At 69.6% G+C, this 18,359-nt stretch carries 16 protein-coding genes; 10 read left to right on the top strand and 6 right to left on the bottom strand.

The window, feature by feature from the left end; translation table 11 throughout:
* Position 1: 1 nt before the first annotated feature.
* From WDJ58_RS07585 to WDJ58_RS07575, 3 genes are all read left to right on the top strand, one after another.
* On the top strand, positions 2–664 hold the full coding sequence (locus tag WDJ58_RS07585) for a class I SAM-dependent methyltransferase (protein WP_338917052.1): 663 nt from the start codon (positions 2–4) through the stop codon (positions 662–664).
* A 477-nt stretch (positions 665–1,141) separates the two neighbouring features.
* Positions 1,142–1,567, top strand: a complete 426-nt coding sequence (locus tag WDJ58_RS07580) for a prefoldin subunit beta (RefSeq protein WP_338917051.1) — start codon at positions 1,142–1,144, stop codon at positions 1,565–1,567.
* 45 nt (positions 1,568–1,612) lie between these two features.
* Positions 1,613–1,912, top strand: a complete 300-nt coding sequence (locus tag WDJ58_RS07575) for a DUF3194 domain-containing protein (RefSeq protein WP_338917050.1) — start codon at positions 1,613–1,615, stop codon at positions 1,910–1,912.
* A 13-nt stretch (positions 1,913–1,925) separates the two neighbouring features.
* On the opposite strand, the gene WDJ58_RS07570 is transcribed toward WDJ58_RS07575, so the two are convergent.
* From WDJ58_RS07570 to WDJ58_RS07555, 4 genes are all read right to left on the bottom strand, one after another.
* Positions 1,926–2,747: an alpha/beta fold hydrolase gene (locus tag WDJ58_RS07570; RefSeq protein ID WP_338917049.1), complete on the bottom strand. Its 822-nt coding sequence runs from the start codon at positions 2,745–2,747 to the stop codon at positions 1,926–1,928.
* 197 nt (positions 2,748–2,944) lie between these two features.
* Positions 2,945–4,801, bottom strand: coding sequence for a DUF2070 family protein (locus WDJ58_RS07565; RefSeq protein ID WP_338917048.1), 1,857 nt, complete (start codon positions 4,799–4,801; stop codon positions 2,945–2,947).
* Positions 4,802–4,854: 53 nt separating this feature from the next.
* Complete coding sequence (locus WDJ58_RS07560; protein WP_338917047.1) at positions 4,855–5,418, bottom strand: GMP synthase subunit A; 564 nt, start codon at positions 5,416–5,418, stop codon at positions 4,855–4,857.
* 90 nt (positions 5,419–5,508) lie between these two features.
* Entirely contained in the window at positions 5,509–5,994 is a 486-nt protein-coding gene (locus WDJ58_RS07555; RefSeq protein WP_338917828.1) for a hypothetical protein, read from the bottom strand.
* A gap of 259 nt (positions 5,995–6,253) precedes the next feature.
* Here WDJ58_RS07555 and WDJ58_RS07550 point away from each other — a divergent pair, with 259 nt between their 5' ends.
* Entirely contained in the window at positions 6,254–8,179 is a 1,926-nt protein-coding gene (locus tag WDJ58_RS07550; protein ID WP_338917046.1) for a beta-CASP ribonuclease aCPSF1, read from the top strand.
* Between the two features lie 297 nt (positions 8,180–8,476).
* On the opposite strand, the gene WDJ58_RS07545 is transcribed toward WDJ58_RS07550, so the two are convergent.
* Entirely contained in the window at positions 8,477–8,977 is a 501-nt protein-coding gene (locus tag WDJ58_RS07545; RefSeq protein WP_338917045.1) for a DUF1772 domain-containing protein, read from the bottom strand.
* 249 nt (positions 8,978–9,226) lie between these two features.
* Between WDJ58_RS07545 and WDJ58_RS07540 the strand changes: the two genes are divergently transcribed.
* From WDJ58_RS07540 to WDJ58_RS07520, 5 genes are all read left to right on the top strand, one after another.
* Positions 9,227–9,946 (top strand): DsbA family protein, encoded by a 720-nt coding sequence (locus WDJ58_RS07540; protein ID WP_338917044.1) that lies wholly within the window; start codon positions 9,227–9,229, stop codon positions 9,944–9,946.
* A gap of 4 nt (positions 9,947–9,950) precedes the next feature.
* Positions 9,951–10,403 (top strand): disulfide bond formation protein B, encoded by a 453-nt coding sequence (locus tag WDJ58_RS07535; protein WP_338917043.1) that lies wholly within the window; start codon positions 9,951–9,953, stop codon positions 10,401–10,403.
* A 113-nt stretch (positions 10,404–10,516) separates the two neighbouring features.
* Complete coding sequence (locus tag WDJ58_RS07530) at positions 10,517–11,614, top strand: hypothetical protein (protein ID WP_338917042.1); 1,098 nt, start codon at positions 10,517–10,519, stop codon at positions 11,612–11,614.
* A gap of 135 nt (positions 11,615–11,749) precedes the next feature.
* Complete coding sequence (locus tag WDJ58_RS07525) at positions 11,750–12,652, top strand: hypothetical protein (RefSeq protein WP_338917041.1); 903 nt, start codon at positions 11,750–11,752, stop codon at positions 12,650–12,652.
* 3 nt (positions 12,653–12,655) lie between these two features.
* Positions 12,656–14,371, top strand: coding sequence for a GMC family oxidoreductase (locus WDJ58_RS07520; protein WP_338917039.1), 1,716 nt, complete (start codon positions 12,656–12,658; stop codon positions 14,369–14,371).
* A gap of 40 nt (positions 14,372–14,411) precedes the next feature.
* Here WDJ58_RS07520 and WDJ58_RS07515 read toward each other — a convergent pair whose 3' ends face one another.
* Positions 14,412–15,242, bottom strand: coding sequence for an endonuclease III domain-containing protein (locus tag WDJ58_RS07515; protein WP_338917038.1), 831 nt, complete (start codon positions 15,240–15,242; stop codon positions 14,412–14,414).
* Between the two features lie 194 nt (positions 15,243–15,436).
* Between WDJ58_RS07515 and WDJ58_RS07510 the strand changes: the two genes are divergently transcribed.
* The gene (locus WDJ58_RS07510) at positions 15,437–18,337 is read left to right on the top strand and encodes a PAS domain S-box protein (RefSeq protein ID WP_338917037.1); all 2,901 of its coding nucleotides are present in this window, start codon (positions 15,437–15,439) and stop codon (positions 18,335–18,337) included.
* Positions 18,338–18,359 lie beyond the last annotated feature (22 nt).

The raw sequence follows: 18,359 nt of genomic DNA, 5'->3' as shown, positions 1-18,359 counted from the left end.
GGTGTCGGTCCCGGGGTTCTACGGCCGGTGGGCCGCCCTCTACGACCGCATCGCCACGCTCCCCGGCGTGGGACGGTGGCGTCGTGCCGCCGCCGACGCGCTGGAGCTCTCGCCGGGCGATACGGTCGTCGAGATGGGCTGTGGATCGGGCGCGAACCTCCCGTACCTCCGCCGGCGGGTCGGCCCCGGGGGCCGAGTGATCGGCGTCGACCTCACGCCCGAACTGCTGGCGCGAGCGGAGGAGCGCTCGCCCCGAGCGGGTCTCCTGCGGGGGGACGCCACCCGCCCGCCGATCGAGGAAGGCGAGGTCGACGCCGTCCTCGGAACGTTCGTGACGGGGATGTTCGCCGACCCCGCAGGCGTCGTCGAGGAGTGGTGTTCGCTCTGTTCGGGCCGGCTGGCACTGATGGACCTCTCCTCGACCGACCACCCGCTCGGTCGGCCGCTCAACCCCGCGTTCCGGGCGTTCACGGCGGCGAGCGCCCCCGCCTCGACCCCGGGTGACGTCATCGTCTCCGTCCTCCCGGGCGCGAGCGCGGAGTCGACCCTCTCCCGACGGGTCGACGAGGGGCGGGAGCGGCTCACCGAGCTCACGACCGAGAGACGGTTCGAGCGGTTCGCACTCGGGTTCTGCGGGCTTCTTTCAGGACAGGTGGGTACGTAATCCGACACCGCTTTTACCCCTCGCGTGGCCCGACCCCCGGGGTCGATGTCCGACTCTGCCTGGTACGGTGACGAGGAGTCACCGCGCGACCGGGTCGCAGGAGTCGCGTCGACCGCCGTGGGCGAGTGGCACTGGCTCCTGTTCGGGGGCGGTGCCGCATCGGTTCCGAACGCTACTGTACTCGATCCCGGTCCGGGCGTCTCCGCCCGGCCGTCGAACTGCTGCTGGCGGGGGTCGCGGTGGTCCTCCTCGGGATCGCGACGAAGCACGCCGTCGAGAGGACCGACGAGCGGTGGACCCCCGAGCCACCCCAGGGCAGACCGTGACGGGGCGTTCCGCCCATACCACGGCGTGGCCGGACGGCCGTGTCCTCGGCTCTCGCCGCTGCAGTTCGTCTCCCGAGACGTACCGACACCGCCGGGCGACCGCTCGTCGGAATAGCGTGGGTTTTTCAGGGGGGAACCCCACCGTCCGTCCATGCAGGGTAACCTTCCGCCGGAGGCCCAGGAGAAGATAGAGGAGCTCCAGGACCTCCAGGAGACCGCACAGGAGGTCGCGACACAGAAACAGCAGGCCGAGTCGACGCTCCGCGAGTCGAAGACGGCCCTCGACGCCCTCGAGGACATCGAGGAGGACACCGGGATGTACCGCGAGGTCGGCGAGCTGCTCATCGAGACGGAGTACGACGAGGCCTACGACGACCTAGAGGAGAAGGTCGACAGCCTCGAAGTGCGCGTCCAGACCCTCGAGAAGCAGGAGGACCGCGTCCGCGACAAGTTCGAGGAGCTCCAGCAGGAACTCCAGCAGATGCTCCAGGGCGGCGGTGCCGGCGGTCCGGGCGCGGGCGGTCCCGGCGGCGGTGGCCCGATGGGTCCCGGCGGTCCGGGTGCCGGCGGCGCGTAGACCCGAACGGCCAGACCTTTCTCGCGGCGCGGTTCACACCCGTCTATGAGCGACAGCGACGCCGACACGGACCCGGGCGACGAACGGGAACCGAGCGACGAGGCGGTCGTCGAGGCCGCCTCCGACGCCGCCGAGGGGCTCGTCCTCTCGCGGTACAAACAGTCGGAGATCGACGACCTCGACGTGACCGTCCGGTTCGAGGACGGTACTCTGGAGGTGGACGTCTACCTGAACGCGCCCGACGATCTCGATCCGGAGCAGGTGGCCGAGGACGCGGTGCGGGCCGCGGAGGCCGCGGTGGACGAACTGTTCGCGGAGGCGCAGGGCGGAGGGGACGGGGCCTGACCAGGCGGCTTCCCTACCCCGACCGAAGGAGTGCGAGGACGTCCGATGCGACCTCGGCCGGGCGTTCCTCCGGCACGAAGTGGCCCGTCCGGTCGTAGACGACGAGATCGGCACCGGGGATGGCCGCCCGCGTCCGTTCGGCCACGTCGGTCGAGAAGAAAGGGTCGTCGTCACCCCAGACCACCAGCGTCGGGACCCCGACTTCCGGGAGCATCCGCTCTACCTCCCCGTAGTTCGCTTCGAGGTCCGTCAGACTCCGCTGGAAGATGCGGCGAGTCATCGCCATACCCGACGGTGTGAGGTGGCGCTGGAACCGCAACCACGTCGCCGTCCCCTTCTCCACCACGGCCGCCCGGTACAGGAGCCGTAGCCCGAACCTGTTGCCGACTATCAGTCCGAAGCAGAGCGTACCGAGCAGGGGCACCTTCGCGACGCGGAGCGGCGGGGGAACGTAGGTGTCGGTGAACACGTTCGTATTCGAGAGTACCAGTCCCCGCACGGTCAGCTCCGGGAAGAGCCGCATCGTCGTCAGCCCGACCGGCCCGCCGAAGTCGTGAGTGACGAACGAGAACTCCTCGATCCCGAGCGCGTCGAGGAGGTCCCTCACCGCCCGCGCCTGCCCCTCCATGTAGTAGTCGCCGACAGGTGGCTCCGAGTGGCCGAACCCGCGGAGGTCGGGGAGGACGACGCGGTACTGCGATCGGAGCCGCGTCGCCACCGGCTCCCAGGTGAGCGCCGACCCCGGGATGCCGTGGAGGAACACCACGATCGGGCCCTCCCCGCCGGTCAGGTAGCTGGTTCCTCCCTCGCTGCGGCGCTGCAGTCGGTCGCTCATACGACTCCCGATCGTTCGGTCGCCGTCCCGCCGCCAGCCCCTGTCGAGATATCGAGATGCGTCATGGGTATCGGTCGTTTCGATGAGTACGACGGCGACGACGATAGCCTCTGTGACGCCGCCCACCGGACCACCGCGCCATCGCGTGCTACGACGGGAACGCCGAGAGACCGCCGGCCGGCGCGCGCTCGACCCCGCTACGTCAGGAAGAAGATCAGCGCCGACACCGCCGTCACCGCGAGGATGAACGCGCCGGCGAGCGCCCCGCCCATCGAGATCATGGCGTTGGCGTGCGAGGCGAGCGTCTCCGTCCGGTCGTTGCCGAACACCGTGACCTCGGCGTGTTCGGTCGCCATGCCGGCCTCGACGGGTTCGAGGTCGTCGACCGCTTCGTCGGCCAGCCGGCGGACGAGCGCGACGAGTTCGTCGACGTCGATGGCGTCACCGACCTGGTTGGTCGCCTCGACGGTGTTGACGACGTGCGTGTCGGTCGTCATCACCTCCGCGAGGTCGACGCCGTCGAGCGCGCCGATGAGCCGCTCGCGGACGCCCGGCTCCATGTTGTTCCCATCGACGAGGACGTAGGCGGTCCGCTGGTCGCCGACCTCGGCGACGGCGACGCGGACGCCGAGCGGTCCGATTCCGTCAAGCGGGCCCCACTCGGTGGGGTCCCAGGCGACCCCGAGGCGGAGCGAGTCGGTGTGGCTCGCGGCGAGCGTCTCGCCGAGGCGGCCGGCGGCCCGTATCATGTCGAACGAGCGGCGCGACCCCGGGACGACGTGGCCGAGGTCCTCGCCGTCGAGGCCGTCGTTGCAGTTGTGCGCGTCGACGAGCAGGACGTCCGAGAGGCCGCTCGCCCGGGCCTCGGCGGCTGCCGAGAGCCCGACGGCGTACTCGACGTCGTCGGCACAGCCCGGCGAGTAGGTCGCGGTCATCAGCGCGCCGTCGCCGAACCGCTGGCCGAGGAGCGTCGCCTCGCCCTCGGTCTCGCGCGCGGCGGGTGAGGCCTCGGCGTCGTACTCGATGCGGTCGTGTGCGGTCCGGGCCGCGGCCATGAGCCCGTTCACCTCCCGCGCGGTGACGAGGTTGAAGTCGTGGCCGGCGGTGGCGTGCGGCGGGAACGCGAGCCCCTCGGACTCCCGGGCCACCCGCTCGGGGAGGTTCCCCCCACCGATGTCGCCCATCGGACCGGGGTGGATCATCGGGAGGACGAACCGTGCCTTCTCGCCCACGTTCGTTCGAAACGAGAGGACCGTGACGGGGACGACGGCCTCCTCGCCGAGCTGTTCGAAGAACTCCTCGAGCTCGCGCGACCCCTCGGCGATGTGGCCGATGAACCCCCGGAGGAAGTCCAGCACCGAGACGCCCATCGACTGCCGCCACGGTCGGTCGATGACGAGCAGGAAGAGGTAGACGGCCCCGGCGTAGAGCCCACAGGTCAGCGCGAGCAGCACGAACTCCTCGGGACCGACGACCAGCAGTTCGGGCGGTGCCTTCTCGGGACGCGAGAGGTACGACCGGAGGATGGGCCCGCCGACCTCGAAGTAGCGCATCGTCCCCGAGTAGACGAACAGCAGGGTCGCGCCGGCGACGGTCTGGACGCTCGCGGGGATCGCGGCGACCCGGAGCTTGCGGCGGGAGACGGCCATCACGACGAGCAGGCGGAGGGCGAAGATGCTCGCCAGCGAGGCGACGAGCGCGTCGAAGACGAAGTCCTGGTTGAACGCCGGGGAGAGGATCGCGACGACGCCCGCCACCGTGAGGACGCCCACGACGACGAGTTCGCACGTCAGGGCGAGCAGCGAGGCGCGGTTCGGGGTGAGCTGGCCGCCGAGCCGGGCGTCGAGCCAGGGGGTGACGAGGCTCGCGATCACCGTCGGGACGCCGATGAAGAACACCCCCTGCCAGGCGTCCTCGAGGACGAACCGCGAGTCGAAGGCGGCGACCCCCGCGAGGGCGGCGATGAGCAGCGAGAACGCCACGCTGGAGTACCAGGAGGGTGCCCGGAAGATGAACCGCGAGAGCGAGGCGAGATCGCCCTGCGTGTTGCTCATGTGGTGTGTCCTTTCGCGTCCGGTTATTTATTCGCTCGTGGAACCTCCGTCGGTCACCCGTCCGACGCCCGCTCGCAGACGGCGCGAAAGTTCTCGAAGACGGCCTCCCCCTCCGCCGTGTGTGCCACCTCGGGGTGCCACTGGACGCCGTAGAGATCCCTGTCGGTGTCGCTCATCGACTCGACCCCGCAGACGTCGCTGCTCCCCGTCAGCGTGAACCCCTCGGGTACCTCCTTCACCTCGTCGGCGTGGGAGGCCCAGACGCGCGTCTCGGGGGCGAGTGACCCGACGACCGGGTCGTCGGGGTCCTCGATGGTGACGGTCACGTCCGCGTAGCCGCCGTACTCGCCGGAGCCGACGCGGCCGCCGCACGCCGCGGCCATGTCCTGCATGCCGAGGCAGATCCCCAGCACCGGGACGCCGAGGTCGAGATACCGGCCGCCGCGCTCCGGGTCCGCGCTGTGGGGACCGCCCGAGAGAACGATCCCGTCGGCGTCGAGTTCGGACGCCGGGGTCGAGTTCGAGACGATCTCCGTCTCGACGCCGATGTCGCGGAGGGCCCGTTGCTCCAGGTGGGTGAACTGTCCGTCGTTGTCCACCACGACGATACGGGTCATCTACCGGCCCTACTCCGCGTCCGGATAAAAACCCCCTGAAACGCTCCTCGATAGCGTGCTTCCGGCCCGTGTCGGCCGTTTTCGGCTCCGTCACTCGACGGCGAACGGCGAGTCCCCCTCGGTCCAGGCCCACCCGGGGAGGCGGGTCTGGAACCCCGCGGCGAGCGCGGCGTCGAGGTCGTCGGCCCCGGCCGCCTCCTCGGGCGTCCCGTGCGCGTGGATGTCGGCGTAGTGGAACGTCGCCTCCGCGAGCAGCGAGTAGGCCCGCCCGCGCGTGCTCGCGATCGTGGCCGCGAGCTCCCGGCCCAGGAACTCGTCGACGACGAACCCCGGGTAGTCGTCCTCGACGTCGAGCCCGCGGAGCAGGGCGATCAGCGCGGCGGCGTTGACCGCGACGTCGCCGTCGGCGAACACCCGCTCTACCTCCGTGCGGTAGTCCGGTTCGGTCACGGATCCGACCTCCGTTTCGAACGCCTCGCCGAGGGCCGCGCGCGTCTCGTTGATCAGCCCTACGACCGCCGTGCGGTCACGCACCCAGTCGCGCTCGCGCTCGACCGTCGCGGGCGTGAGCCGCAGTCGATACCCCGCTCCGTCCCCGTCGGCGCTCCCATCACCGGTCATATCCGCGTCTCGTCCCGAAGGGTTTTATACACACAGTGGCCTACGTCGGTACACACGCGGGTTTTACGGGTAACCTCTCCCGCAGTCGCCCCACGGGGGCGAACTCTCTGTCCAATCGGAAAGCGAACATGAAGAGATTCCTTCCATCGCGCCACGCGACCGTTGCGCGGGTCGACGCGAGTCGGCCGGCCAGCGGCGCGGCGCACCGACACTCATGAGCACAGTAGAGCGGCAACTCGAGGACCTGAAGTCGAAGATCATCGGCGAGGTCCCCGACGACATCTCGATCTCCGACGTGAAGTACGAGGGGCCCGAACTGGTCGTCTACACGCGCGATCCGAAGAAGTTCGCGCAGAACGGCGATCTGGTCCGCAAACTGGCCTCCAAGCTCCGAAAGCGCATCACCGTCCGGCCCGACCCGGACACGCTCTCGCACCCCGAGAGCGCGCGCGAGGAGATCATGGAGGTCATTCCCGAGGAAGCGGGGGTCACGGACCTCGACTTCCACGCCGACACCGGCGAGGTCATCATCGAGGCCCAGAAGCCCGGGATGGTCATCGGGCGGCACGGCTCGACGCTCCGGGAGATCACCCAGCGCGTCGGGTGGACCCCCGAGGTCGTCAGGACGCCACCGATCGAGTCCTCGACGGTCTCGAACGTCCGGAACTTCCTCAAGCAGGAGCGCGAGGAGCGCCGGGAGATACTCGAACGGGTCGGCCGGCAGATCCACCGCAAGGAGATGGCCGACGAGCAGTGGGTCCGCATCACGACCCTCGGGTGTTGCCGGGAGGTCGGCCGGGCGGCGTTCATCCTCTCGACCGCCGAGACGCGCATCCTCATCGACTGCGGCGACAAGCCCGGTGCGGAGGGCGAGGTGCCCTACCTCCAGGTGCCCGAGGCGCTCGGCGCGGGCGCGAACAACCTCGACGCGGTCGTGCTGACCCACGCCCACCTCGACCACTCCGCGCTGATCCCGCTGCTATTTAAATACGGCTACGACGGGCCGATCTACACGACCGAGCCCACGCGGGACCTGATGGGGCTGCTGACGCTCGACTACCTCGACGTCGCGGCCAAGGAGGGCCGGACCCCGCCCTACGAGTCGAGCATGGTCCGCGAGGCGATCAAACACACCGTCACGCTGGAGTACGGCGACGTCACCGACATCGCCCCGGACGTGAAGCTCACGCTCCACAACGCCGGGCACATCCTCGGGTCCTCCATCGCGCACTTCCACATCGGCGACGGCCTCTACAACGTCGCCTTCTCGGGGGACATCCACTACGACGACACGCGGCTGTTCAACGGCGCGGTCAACGAGTTCCCGCGCGTCGAGACGCTCGTGATGGAGTCGACCTACGGCGGGCGCAACGACTACCAGACCGACCAGGAGGACTCCGAGCGACACCTCCAGGAGGTCATCAACCGCACCCACGAGGAGGGCGGGAAGGTGCTCATCCCGGCGTTCGCCGTCGGTCGCTCACAGGAGATCATGCTCGTCCTAGAGGAGGCGATGCGGAAGGGCGAGATACCGGAGATGCCCGTCCACCTCGACGGGATGATCTGGGAGGCGACGGCCATCCACACCACCTACCCCGAGTACCTCCGCGACGACCTGCGGGATCGGATCTTCCACGAGGACGAGAACCCCTTCCTCGCCGAGGAGTTCAATCACATCGACGGCGGCGAGGACGAGCGCCAGGAGATCGTCGACGACGGCCCGGCTATCATCCTCTCGACTTCGGGGATGGTCACCGGCGGACCCATCATGTCCTGGCTCCGCCACCTCGGGAGCGACCCCGACTCGAGGATGGTGTTCGTCGGCTACCAGGCACAGGGGACGCTCGGTCGGCGTATCCAGAACGGCTGGGACGAGATCCCGATCAACGACCGGAACGGGAGCGGCCGGTCGAACACGCTGACGCTGAAGATGGACGTCGAGACGGTCGACGGCTTCTCCGGCCACGCCGACCGCCAGGGCCTCGAGAACTTCGTGCGCACGATGAACCCCCGGCCCGAGAAGGTGCTCTGCGTCCACGGCGACGAGTCCTCGACGCAGGATCTCTCCAGCGCGCTCTACCACGAGTTCAACATGCGAACGTTCGCCCCGAAGAACCTCGAGACGTTCCGGTTCAAGTAGGTACACCACTTTTTGCACGGGGGGCCGAGCAAAGCGAGGCCCCCGGAAAAAACGTGGGGAAAAAGCGCTCCTCGCTCCAGTCGCGCCCTCGCTACGCTCGGGCGCGGTAGTCGCTCGTCGCGGGTGAGCGTGCTGGAACCGTACCGCTCCGCCTCCCCTCGGATTCGGATGCAGTCGCTACTCGTCGTGAACGACCGGTCCGGAGGATTCGTCAGGCAATCGGAACCTGACGGGGGTCGGGCGCTGGAGAGGAAACCGTGCTACGGACCGACGCCGGCTCGCTCACGAAGTGTGGTTCTACGGACCGAACGAGGCGATCGCGGCGAGGTACAGCGCGAACGAGACGACCGCTGCGGTCGTCCGGACGTGGTTCCACCGTGCCCAGCGCGCCTGAACCGCGGCCCATTCGTCGGGCGGCGTGATCGGGGACCAGGTGGCGATGTAGTCGTTCATCGGGATGTGAACGCCGAGCGTCACGAGGAACGCCCCGGCGAGGTAGACGACGGTCCCCGCGAGGAACAGCAGTCCGTACCCCGTCGACCAGTTCCCCTGGAGCACGACGAGGGCCGACGCCCCGACCGGGACGACGACGGCTCCGAAGAACACCGCTCCGAACACCGCGTTCAGGACCTTCTCGTTGATCTCCTGCATGACCGTCGTGTACTCCGGTGCCGAGAGCGTCCGTAGTGCCAGCACCACGCTCGCCGAGTAGGCGAAGAAGAACCCGGCCATGAGTCCGCCGAGGACCGCCGACAGCGCGAGCAGGAAGACGACGGGCATCTCGAGGAGGACGTTCATCTGGAGCATCGTGGTGTTCCTGGATCCGATCCGATCCGAAGCCCATTCGACAGGAGCGATATTGAGTCTGCCGCCGCCCGAGGTGGCCCTGCGGTCGACAGTAGCCGTCTCGCGTTACCCCCGGCCGAGGCGTCCCGACCTCCCGACGTGGAAGACGCTCTCGTACCGATCGAGCCGGTCGCTCGTGAGCCCGTCCCCCTGGCGGTCCGGACCAGAAACTTGAACCGCCGCGTTCGGCTACACTCGAGCGTGAACACGCGACGTGAACTCCTCGCGGGTGCGGGTCTCGCCGGTGTCTCCGGGCTGGCCGGCTGTGTCTCGTTCGGCGGCGGCTCCGACGGCACGCCCGCCGGCACACCCCCACCGGGTGCCGTCACCGGAGCGCCCATCCCCGACGACCCCTCCTCGGTCGACTACGCCACCGCCGGGACCGGCTCGGATCCCGTAATCACCTACTTCGGCAACTGGAAGTGCCCGTTCTGCGCGAACTTCGCCACCGGCGAGGCCGACCAGGCCGTCCTCCCGCTCGGGACGATCGTGGCCGACTACGTCGATCCCGGCGACGCCTCGCTTCGCTACCGCGGCCTCGCGTACGGGTCCGACGGCCAGCCGTTCCTCGGCTCGGACGCCCCGCGGGCGACCCGTGCCGGCCTCGCCGTCTGGACGGTCGACCCCGAGCGCTACTGGAACTACCACGAGCAGGTGATGGCGAACCAGCCCCCCGAGGGCGAGACCTGGGCGACGACCGACCGGCTGGTGTCGTTCGCCGAGGACGCGGGCGTCTCCTCCACGGCCGATATCCGAGCGGCCATCGAGGGCGGCCGGTTCGAGGACCGCGTGCGGGCGACGACCGAGGCCGCGAGCGCCGCCGGGGTGAGCGGCACACCCACGCTGGTCATCGACCGGGAAGCCTACTCGCCGTTCGACCCCGAGAGCACGCGCCAGGCGCTCGACGCGCTGACCTCGTAGGGCGATGGTGGGGACGACCCGAGCGGCCGGTTCGCGTCTCGCCGCGGGGTTCGACGATCCCCGCCTCCCGCTGGCGCTGGCGGCGCTCGTCGGCGCGACCGCGACCGTCGGCAGCCTCTACCTCTCGCTCGGCCTCGAGCTGGTCCCGTGCGAGCTCTGCTGGTACCAGCGGATCCTCATGTACCCGCTCGTGGTCGTTCTCGGAGTGGCGGCCGTCGAGCGCCGGGCGTCGGTCTGGCGGACCGTCCTGCCGCTCTCCGTCCTCGGCACGGGCCTCGCCGCGTACCACTCCTACCTCCAGGCGACGACCGTCTCCTGTGGGTTCGCCGGCGACTGCGCGGCGGTCCTCTGGCGGGCTCCGGTCCTCGGGCTCACGGTTCCGAACCTCTCGTTCGTGGCGTTCGCGCTGGTGAGCGGGCTGGTGGCCGCGGTAGCGGTCGCCTCGGCCGAACCCTGATCCTCGCGCCCGGGCGATCCGGCGTCCGGCCTATCTTCGCCGGTTCGGCGGGGGTGGCTCGGATATATAACTATTGTACAAACATTTATTCTCGCTCTCGACGATACGTTACCATGTCACAGCTCCCGTCCAGGATCGTCGCACAGTCGAGGACTTCCCCGCGCTTCGCCGGCCTCTCCCGGTTGTTCGGCGCGCGCCGCGGTTCGTCCCCTCCGACCGATCCCGGGACCCCGGGCAGGTCGTCGGGTGGGTCACAGACGGTCGAGGCGCGAACGACGACCGACGAGTGCTCGGCCGAGCAGCCGATGTACTGCCCGAAGGAACGCCTGGACGAGCTGTTCCGGACCGCGGACCCGATGCCGATCGACACGCTCGTCAACGACGGCGGCCGTCGGGTGGACGTGCCCGACCGGACGGTCGAGACGAACCAGTACTGGCGCGGGTTCTTCCCGACCGACCACGCACTGACGCTCCTGAACCGGTTCTCGCCGATCCGGGCGGGGTTCCACAAGCGGTTCTGGACGGAGGGCGACGCCTACCGCGGCGAGACGTCCGATCCCGACGGCGTGATCACGGGCCACAACCGGCTCCGCGAGGTCGAACACCGGGGCAGGCAGTACGCCCTGCTCACCTACTCGGACCTCCAGTACCGGATGTTCTACGACCTCCTGCTCCCGATCAGCGACGGCGTGCTCGTCGGGAAGGCCTACCTCGGCCGGTTCCCCTACGGGATCGAACTCCTGACGTTCGCGATGACCCGCGAGTACGGCTTCGAGTTCCTCTCGCCGGTCGACCACCGGGCGCTGTGGGACCACGGGACCGCCCCCGATCCCTCGGTTCTCACGTCGACGCCCTGGGAGACCCGTCTCGTCTCGAGCGCCGGGCTCTCCGAGCCCTACTTCGAGTTCCGGTTCGACGACTCGGGCGGGGAACTCGACATGGAGTGGGAGGTGTTCGACGTCTGGCGCGGGCACTCCCGCACGGAGATGGGCGAAGCGGTACTGAAGACGTTCGACTTCACGCACTGGCACGACGAGATACGCCAGCTCACCGACGACTTCATGGTTGGGAAGTGGTGCCAGGGTGACCTCCAGATCCTCCCCGCCCCCGGAGAGGGCTCGCTGGGATACGTCCACTCCGAGGAGAAGGAGTCGGGCGACGGGGAACGGCTCTGTCTGTACTACGTCATGACGCCGTTCGACGGGGAGTGACCCGTCTCGGAGTACGACCGATCCCCCCGGTCGGTAGCCGGTTCCCGGTCCCGCTGGCCCCGGTCGACGAGCGAACGCGTCGTTCTTTCTATATTTCACAGCAAAGGATATTACTACTATGACCGATGTGGACGTATGCCAGACGGTCGCGCGTGGCGTCGGGCCGGTCGGTGGATAGACGCCGCGAGACGCGGAGCGGAGTCCCTCGCGTGGCTGGTGGCCGAGCGCCTCGGCCTCGACTGGGGCGAGGACCCCCACACCTCGGTGACCTTCCGGGCGATCGTCGACGCGGTGGTTCCCGAGACGCCCGAACTCGCCGACGAACTCGGCTCCGGACACGTCCCCGGCGGGCTGTCGGTCGGCCTCGACGAGTTCGTGATCACGTACGTCGACGACGGCTTCCAGCTCGGCCTCCCCCACCTCGGGCCACAGGGGAACATCCCCCTGGCCGACGGGGTCGCGCACGTCCTCGACGCCGCGGCGCTGACGCTGGTCGACCGGGGGCAGAACGCCCTCGAACCGGGCCGCGACCGCGCCGCGGCCCTGCACGAGCCCGGCAGCGTGGCGGCGATGCGGGCCGAGCGTGCCGCCGGGATGTTCGCCAGGCTGTCACGCGAGGACCGGCTGCGGGCGATCAGCATACTCGACGAGTTCGAACTCGAGCTGACGCCGTTCGAGGACGACCTGTTCGAGTTCGACGCGGGGCTCGTCGGGCAACTGGTGGTCGGGTTCACGGAGATGATCTACTACAGCGAGTGGCAGGGCTACGGGGAGTTCGTTCGACCGCCGAGCGAACTCACGCACTCGAACGACCCCGCGGCAGTCCAGAGCTGGCGACAGACCGGCTATCCCGGAACCGCCCCGGGGCACGCCGCCCTCCGGGGATACCTGGGGGCCGAGGGGAGCACGCTCGGGGACGGCGAGACCTGGGTCACCATCGGCGACGGCCCCTCGGCGGTTCGCCTCACCCACGGCTCGGGGTCGTTCCGCGAGAACGACTACGACACGAGCGGCTACGAGGAACCCTACCCGGAGTGAGCGATGGTCGAGAGTCGCTACGATGCAGTAGTGGTGGGCGCGGGCGGCGACGGGCCGGTCACGGCCTGGAAGCTCGCCGAGGCCGGCCTCTCCGTGCTGTTGCTCGAAGCCGGCCCGTTCCACGGGAACCGGAAGTGGCCGAGACCCCACGAGGAGCCCGGCGGCGAGGCCTCATCGAGCGTCGAGGACCTGAGCGGGGAGCTCCTCGACGAGCAGTTCACTACCCGCGACTTCGAGATGATCAACCGCCTGATCTTCGGGCCGGCGGACTACGAGCGGGGGTTCTGGTTCCGGAAGTTCCCCGGGGACGGCGCGATCCTCCAGTGTTCCGGAGTGGGCGGCACCACCCTCCACTACCTCGGGAACCATCCCCGTGCGTACCCCGCGTCGTTCGACGAGCAGGGCCACTGGCCGATCGACTACGCCGACCTCCTCCCCTACTACCGGGAGGTCGAGGCGATGTGCGACGTCGCACCGGCACCGATAACCGCCAAGGAGGAACTGTTCGTCCGCGGGGCGGAGGCCGCGGGGTGGGACCTGCTGGATGACCTGAACGTGACGGGCCCGGGCTACCGGCCCCAGCCGAACGCGATCCGTCAGCCCGACGAACGCCTCCACGTCGATGCCGGCTACGAGGGGGATTTCACCTACCCCGATCTGGAGGGAGATACCCTCTCGCTGGGGAACATCACCGGCAACCCCCATCCCCGAGGTGCGCCGTTCGAGGAGAAGGCAAAGCGGGCGAGCAACGTCAGTTTCGTCCCCGCCGCGCTCCGGACCGGGAACGTCACCGTCCGGCCCAACGCGTTCGTCACCGACATCCTGACCGAGACGCCGCTTGGCGATGCGCCCACGGCGACGGGGGTGCGGTTCCGCGACACCTGGTCGGGCAAGCGAGAACGGGTCGACGCCGAGGTCGTGGTGCTCGCGGCGGGCGCGGTCGAGACCCCGCGGCTGTGGCTCAACGCCGACCTCCCCGACAACGGGTGGGTCGGCCGGGGGATGACCGTCCACTTCCCGGACAGCGTGATTGGGCTGTGGGACGGCGACGATCTCGAAGCGACGGTCGGCAAGCGGACCGTCGACCAGTTCGAGGGCCAGGACAGCGCCATCCGCTTCGACTACCCCGGGCTCGGGATGTTCCAGCCGATCACGGCCTCACCTGCCATCAACGCCCTCCTCGGGTTCGGCGCGAGCGCGTCGGGTTTCGCCTTCCAGAACGACCCGGAAGACGCCCCCTGGGACACGATGGGCCGACTCGCCGGGGCGGAGCTCAAGCGCACACTCGCGGGCTACCGGCGACTGCTCCCGATATTCGTGCTCTCGGACGACCACCCCCACCGGTGGAACGGGGTTTCGGTGAAGGAGGGTGTGGCCGACGAGCACGGGCCGATCCCGCTGGTGAACTACGAGCCGAGTGAGGGGGATCGACAGCGGCGGGATCGACTGGCCGAGATCGCCGCCGAACTCCTCCGGGCCGCCGGCGCGTCACACGTCCACCGGTCCGACTCGCCGACGACGGCCATCCACATCCACAGCACGATGGCGATGGGCAGAGTCGTGGACGAGGCCTGCGAGGCCTACGACGTCGAGCGCCTGTTCGTCGCCGATCACTCCGCCCTCTCCAACGGTATCGGCGGCCCCAACCCCACGAACACGGGGCAGGCGCTCGCGGCGCGCACCGGCGAGCGGATCGTCGAGCGCTACTTCGAGTCGTAGTCAGGGGTCGGTTCGAGGGACGGCGGCTCTAGGGGAGGGATCAGTCGGCGACATCGCTCGCCTCGCGGGGGTCCACGACCTCCCCCGTGTCGGGGTAGACCCCCACCTGGTCGCAGCGGTCGGCCATCGGGCAGGCCTCGGGATCGTCCAGGCACGCCGGCTTGCGGGCTTTGCAGTAGTCCCGGCCGAACTGGATCATCGCGGTGTGGCCGAAGCCGCACTTCTCCGGCGGAACGTCCTGCTCCAGGCACTCGCGCACCCCCTCGTGGTCGGCGTCGGGGGGTGCGAGCCCCATCCGCCGGGCGATGCGGTGGACGTGGGTGTCGACGGGGAACACCCCGCCGCGCCCGCCCGAGAACAGCAGCACGCAGTCGGCGGTCTTCGGGCCGACGCCCTTCATATCGAGGAGGGTCGAGCGAACCTCGGCGGGATCGCCCCCGGTGACGAACTCGTCGAACCCCTCCGCACCGCCGTACTCCTCGACGATGCGGTCGGCGAGCCGTATCAGCGTCTTCGACTTCTGGTTGTACAGCCCCGCCGACGCGATGGTCTCGGCGAGCTCGTCCCGCACGGCGTCGGCGAGCGAGACCGCGAGGTCGTCCTCCCACTCCTCGCCCCCCTCGCCGTACCGGGCCATCAGCGCGTCGTGGGCGGGCTGTGAGGCCACGTCGGAGGTGTTCTGTGAGAGGACCGTGCGGACGAGACACTCGAAGGCGTCCTGGCCGCCGTAGGCCTTCTGCCAGTAGATGTCGCCGAGTCGGTCGACGACGGCTTCCGCGCGGGTCGCCGGATCGGGGCTCGGCTCGAACGCCGACTCGATCCCACCCCCGTCGGGCCCGCCGCTGATGTTCTCCGCGGGTTCCTCCGGCATACCCGCGGATGAGTACCGTACGGACAAAAACGGGTGGGACGCGGCGAGACTCGAACGACGCTCCGGAACGCCGTGTTCGTCCCTCGACCGTCCGTCGGATCTCGACGGTGACGGGGACGCGGCCACGGGCTCCGGCGACTATCGAGAGCTACGCCCGACCGCTCTTTAATTACACCGTAAAAGAATGTGGCAGTATGGGCGGAACCCCCCGACGGGACGTACGCGTCCTCTACGTCGATGGGGAGGAGTCGGGCGGGGCGGCCGCCACGTCCCTCGGACGCGTCGACGGGCTGGCGTTGACCGTCGCGACCAGCCCGGCCGTCGCCGTCGATCGGCTGACCGCCGAGGCGCGGCGGGTCGACTGTGTCGTGGGCGGATACGGGCTCTCCGCGGCGGACGCTCTCGAACTCTCCCGCCGCGTCCGCCGCGTCTCCGCCGACCTCCCGGTCGTCCTGTGTATCGACGACGAATCCGGGGGGTTCGCCAGCGATGCCATCGCGGCGGGAGCGACCGACTGCGTCCGGTGGCGCGAGGGGGTGGACCGGTTCTCGCTGCTCGCCGACCGGATCGCGGATGCGGTTACCCGCGCACGGACGAAGCGTACCCGTCGGGAACGGGAGTTCGAGCGACAGGGGGACCTCTTCGAACAGACACAGCGCATCGCCCGGACGGGCGGCTGGGAGCTCGACGTCGTCGCCGACGAGCTGCGGTGGACCGACGAGACCTACCGGATATACGATCTGCCGCTCGACTACGAGCCGACGGTGGCCGACGCGCTCGAGTTCGTCCACCCCGAGGACACGCCCGCCCTCGAGTCCGCAATCGAGCGGGCGATCGAGTACGGCGAGAGCTACGATATCGAGGTCCGCCTCCGCACGGCCGAGGACGACCTCCGGTGGGTGCGTGCGCGGGGGGAGGCGCGACGGGAAGCGGGCGAGACGGTCGCGCTCCGGGGGACGTTCCAGGACGTCACCGAGCGGAAGGTTCGCGAGCAGGATCTCCGCTCGACGAGCAACGTGCTCTCGACGCTCGTGGAGAACATCCCCGCCGGCATTCTCGTCGAGGACGACGCGCGACGGATCCGGTTCACGAACCGGGAGTTCGCGGAGCTGTTCGACGTCGAGTCATCCCCGGACGAGCTCGTCGGCCGTGACTGTGCGGCCGCCGCCAGGGAGGTCAGCGATCGTTTCGTCGAGTCGGAGCGGTTCCTCGATACGACCGACGAGGCCGTCGCAACCCAGGCGACGATCCGGCGCGAGGAGTTCGCGCTGGTCGACGGACGGACGTTCGAGCGGAGCGGAACGCCGGTCGAGTTCGACGACGACCGGACGGGCTACCTCTGGGTGTACCAGGACATCACCGAGCGCAAACGCGCCGAGAACCGGTTCCGGGCGCTCTTCGAGCACCTGCCCGATCCCGGAGTTATCGTCGAGCTCGTGGGGGACGACGCCGTCACCCGGGCGGTGAACGGTGCGTTCGAGGATGTCTTCGGCTACCCCGCCGAGGAGGCGGTCGACGTGTCCCTCAACGACCTCATCGTCCCCGAGGAGTTCGGCTCGGAGAGCGCCGATATCGACCGGCGAGCCCGGGAGGGCGAACAGCTCGTCAGGGAGATCCGACGGCGGACGGCCGACGGCGAGGTTCGGGACTTCCTGTTCCGGAACGTCCTCATCGAGGAGGTCGACTCGGAGCCGCGGGCACACGGTATCTACACGGACATCACCGAGCGAAAGCGGCGCGAGCGGCGGTTGAACGCGCTCCACGAGGCCTCGCGTGAGCTGATGGCCGCCGACACCCGGCGGGAGATGGCCCGGATCGCGAGCCGAGCGACGTGCGAGGTCCTGGGGCTCCCGCTGAACGGCGTCCATCTCTACGACGATGACGCCGACGGACTGGTCCCGCTGGCCGCCTCGACAGGGACCCGCGAGGTCGTCGGTGACCCGCCGACGCTCCGGGAGGGCGAGAGCATCGCCTGGGGGGTCTTCGAGAGCGGCGAGCCCAGCGTGTACGGCGACGTCCGGACCGAACCGACGGTCCACGACCCGGAGACGCCGATCCGTAGCGAGCTACACCTCCCGCTCGGGGACCACGGGATACTCCTCATCGGCTCGACGACCGTGGACGACTTCGAGGAAGCCGACGTCTCGCTCGCGAAGGTGCTCGCGGCGAACCTCCAGGCCGCCCTGGATCGACTCGGCCGCGAGCGGGCGCTCCGGGAGCGCGAGCGCGAGCTACAGCGACAGAACGAGCGGCTCGACGGGTTCGCCGACGTGGTCACGCACGACCTCAGGAACCCCCTCAACGTGGCGATGGCCGGTCTCGAACTGCTCACCGAGACGGGCGAGGTAGAGCACGCCGAGACGGTCGCTCGGGCACACGAGCGGATGCAGCGGATCATCGACGACGTGCTCGCGCTGGCGCGACAGGGGGACGCGATCCAGGAGACACTGCCGGCCGCGCTCGACGCCGTCGCCCGCCGCGCGTGGGCCAACGTCGAGACCGGCGGGGCCACGCTCCGGGTCGAAACCGATCGCACGGTCGACGCCGACCCCGATCGGCTCGAACGGCTCTTCGAGAACCTGTTTCGGAACGCTGTCGAGCACGGCTCGACAAGCCCTCTCTCACAGGTTCGGGAGGACAGCGTGGAGCATAGCTCCACGAGCAATCGGGCTTCGCCCGATGACGCCGTCGAACACGGTTCGACGAGCCCTCGCTCGCAGGCTCGCGAGGACAGCGTGGAGCACAGCTCCACGGGTAGTCGGCCTCCGGCCGACGAGAGCGCGGCGCACAGCTCCACGGGCGGTGGGGCCGATCGGGACGGTTCCACCGAGGACAGTCGCGACGGGATACTCGTGCGCGTCGGCTGGTGCGAGGACTCCCCCGGGTTCTACGTCGAGGACACCGGGCCCGGCATCCCCGAGGGAGAGCGTGAACACGTCTTCGAATCCGGATACACGACCGCGTCGGAAGGGACCGGGTTCGGGCTGGCGATCGTCGCCGAGATCGTCGCGGCACACGGCTGGGGGATCGAGGTCACCGAGGGGACGGACGGTGGGGCCCGGTTCGAGATCGGGATCGGTGCGGGACGGGAGTAACGGGGCCGTGAGCGCCGAGGAA

It is taken from the genome of Salinirubellus litoreus (assembly GCF_037335815.1).
In the GTDB taxonomy this organism is placed as follows: Archaea; Halobacteriota; Halobacteria; order Halobacteriales; family Haloarculaceae; genus Salinirubellus; species Salinirubellus litoreus.
This window is presented reverse-complemented; position numbering and strand designations above follow the sequence as displayed.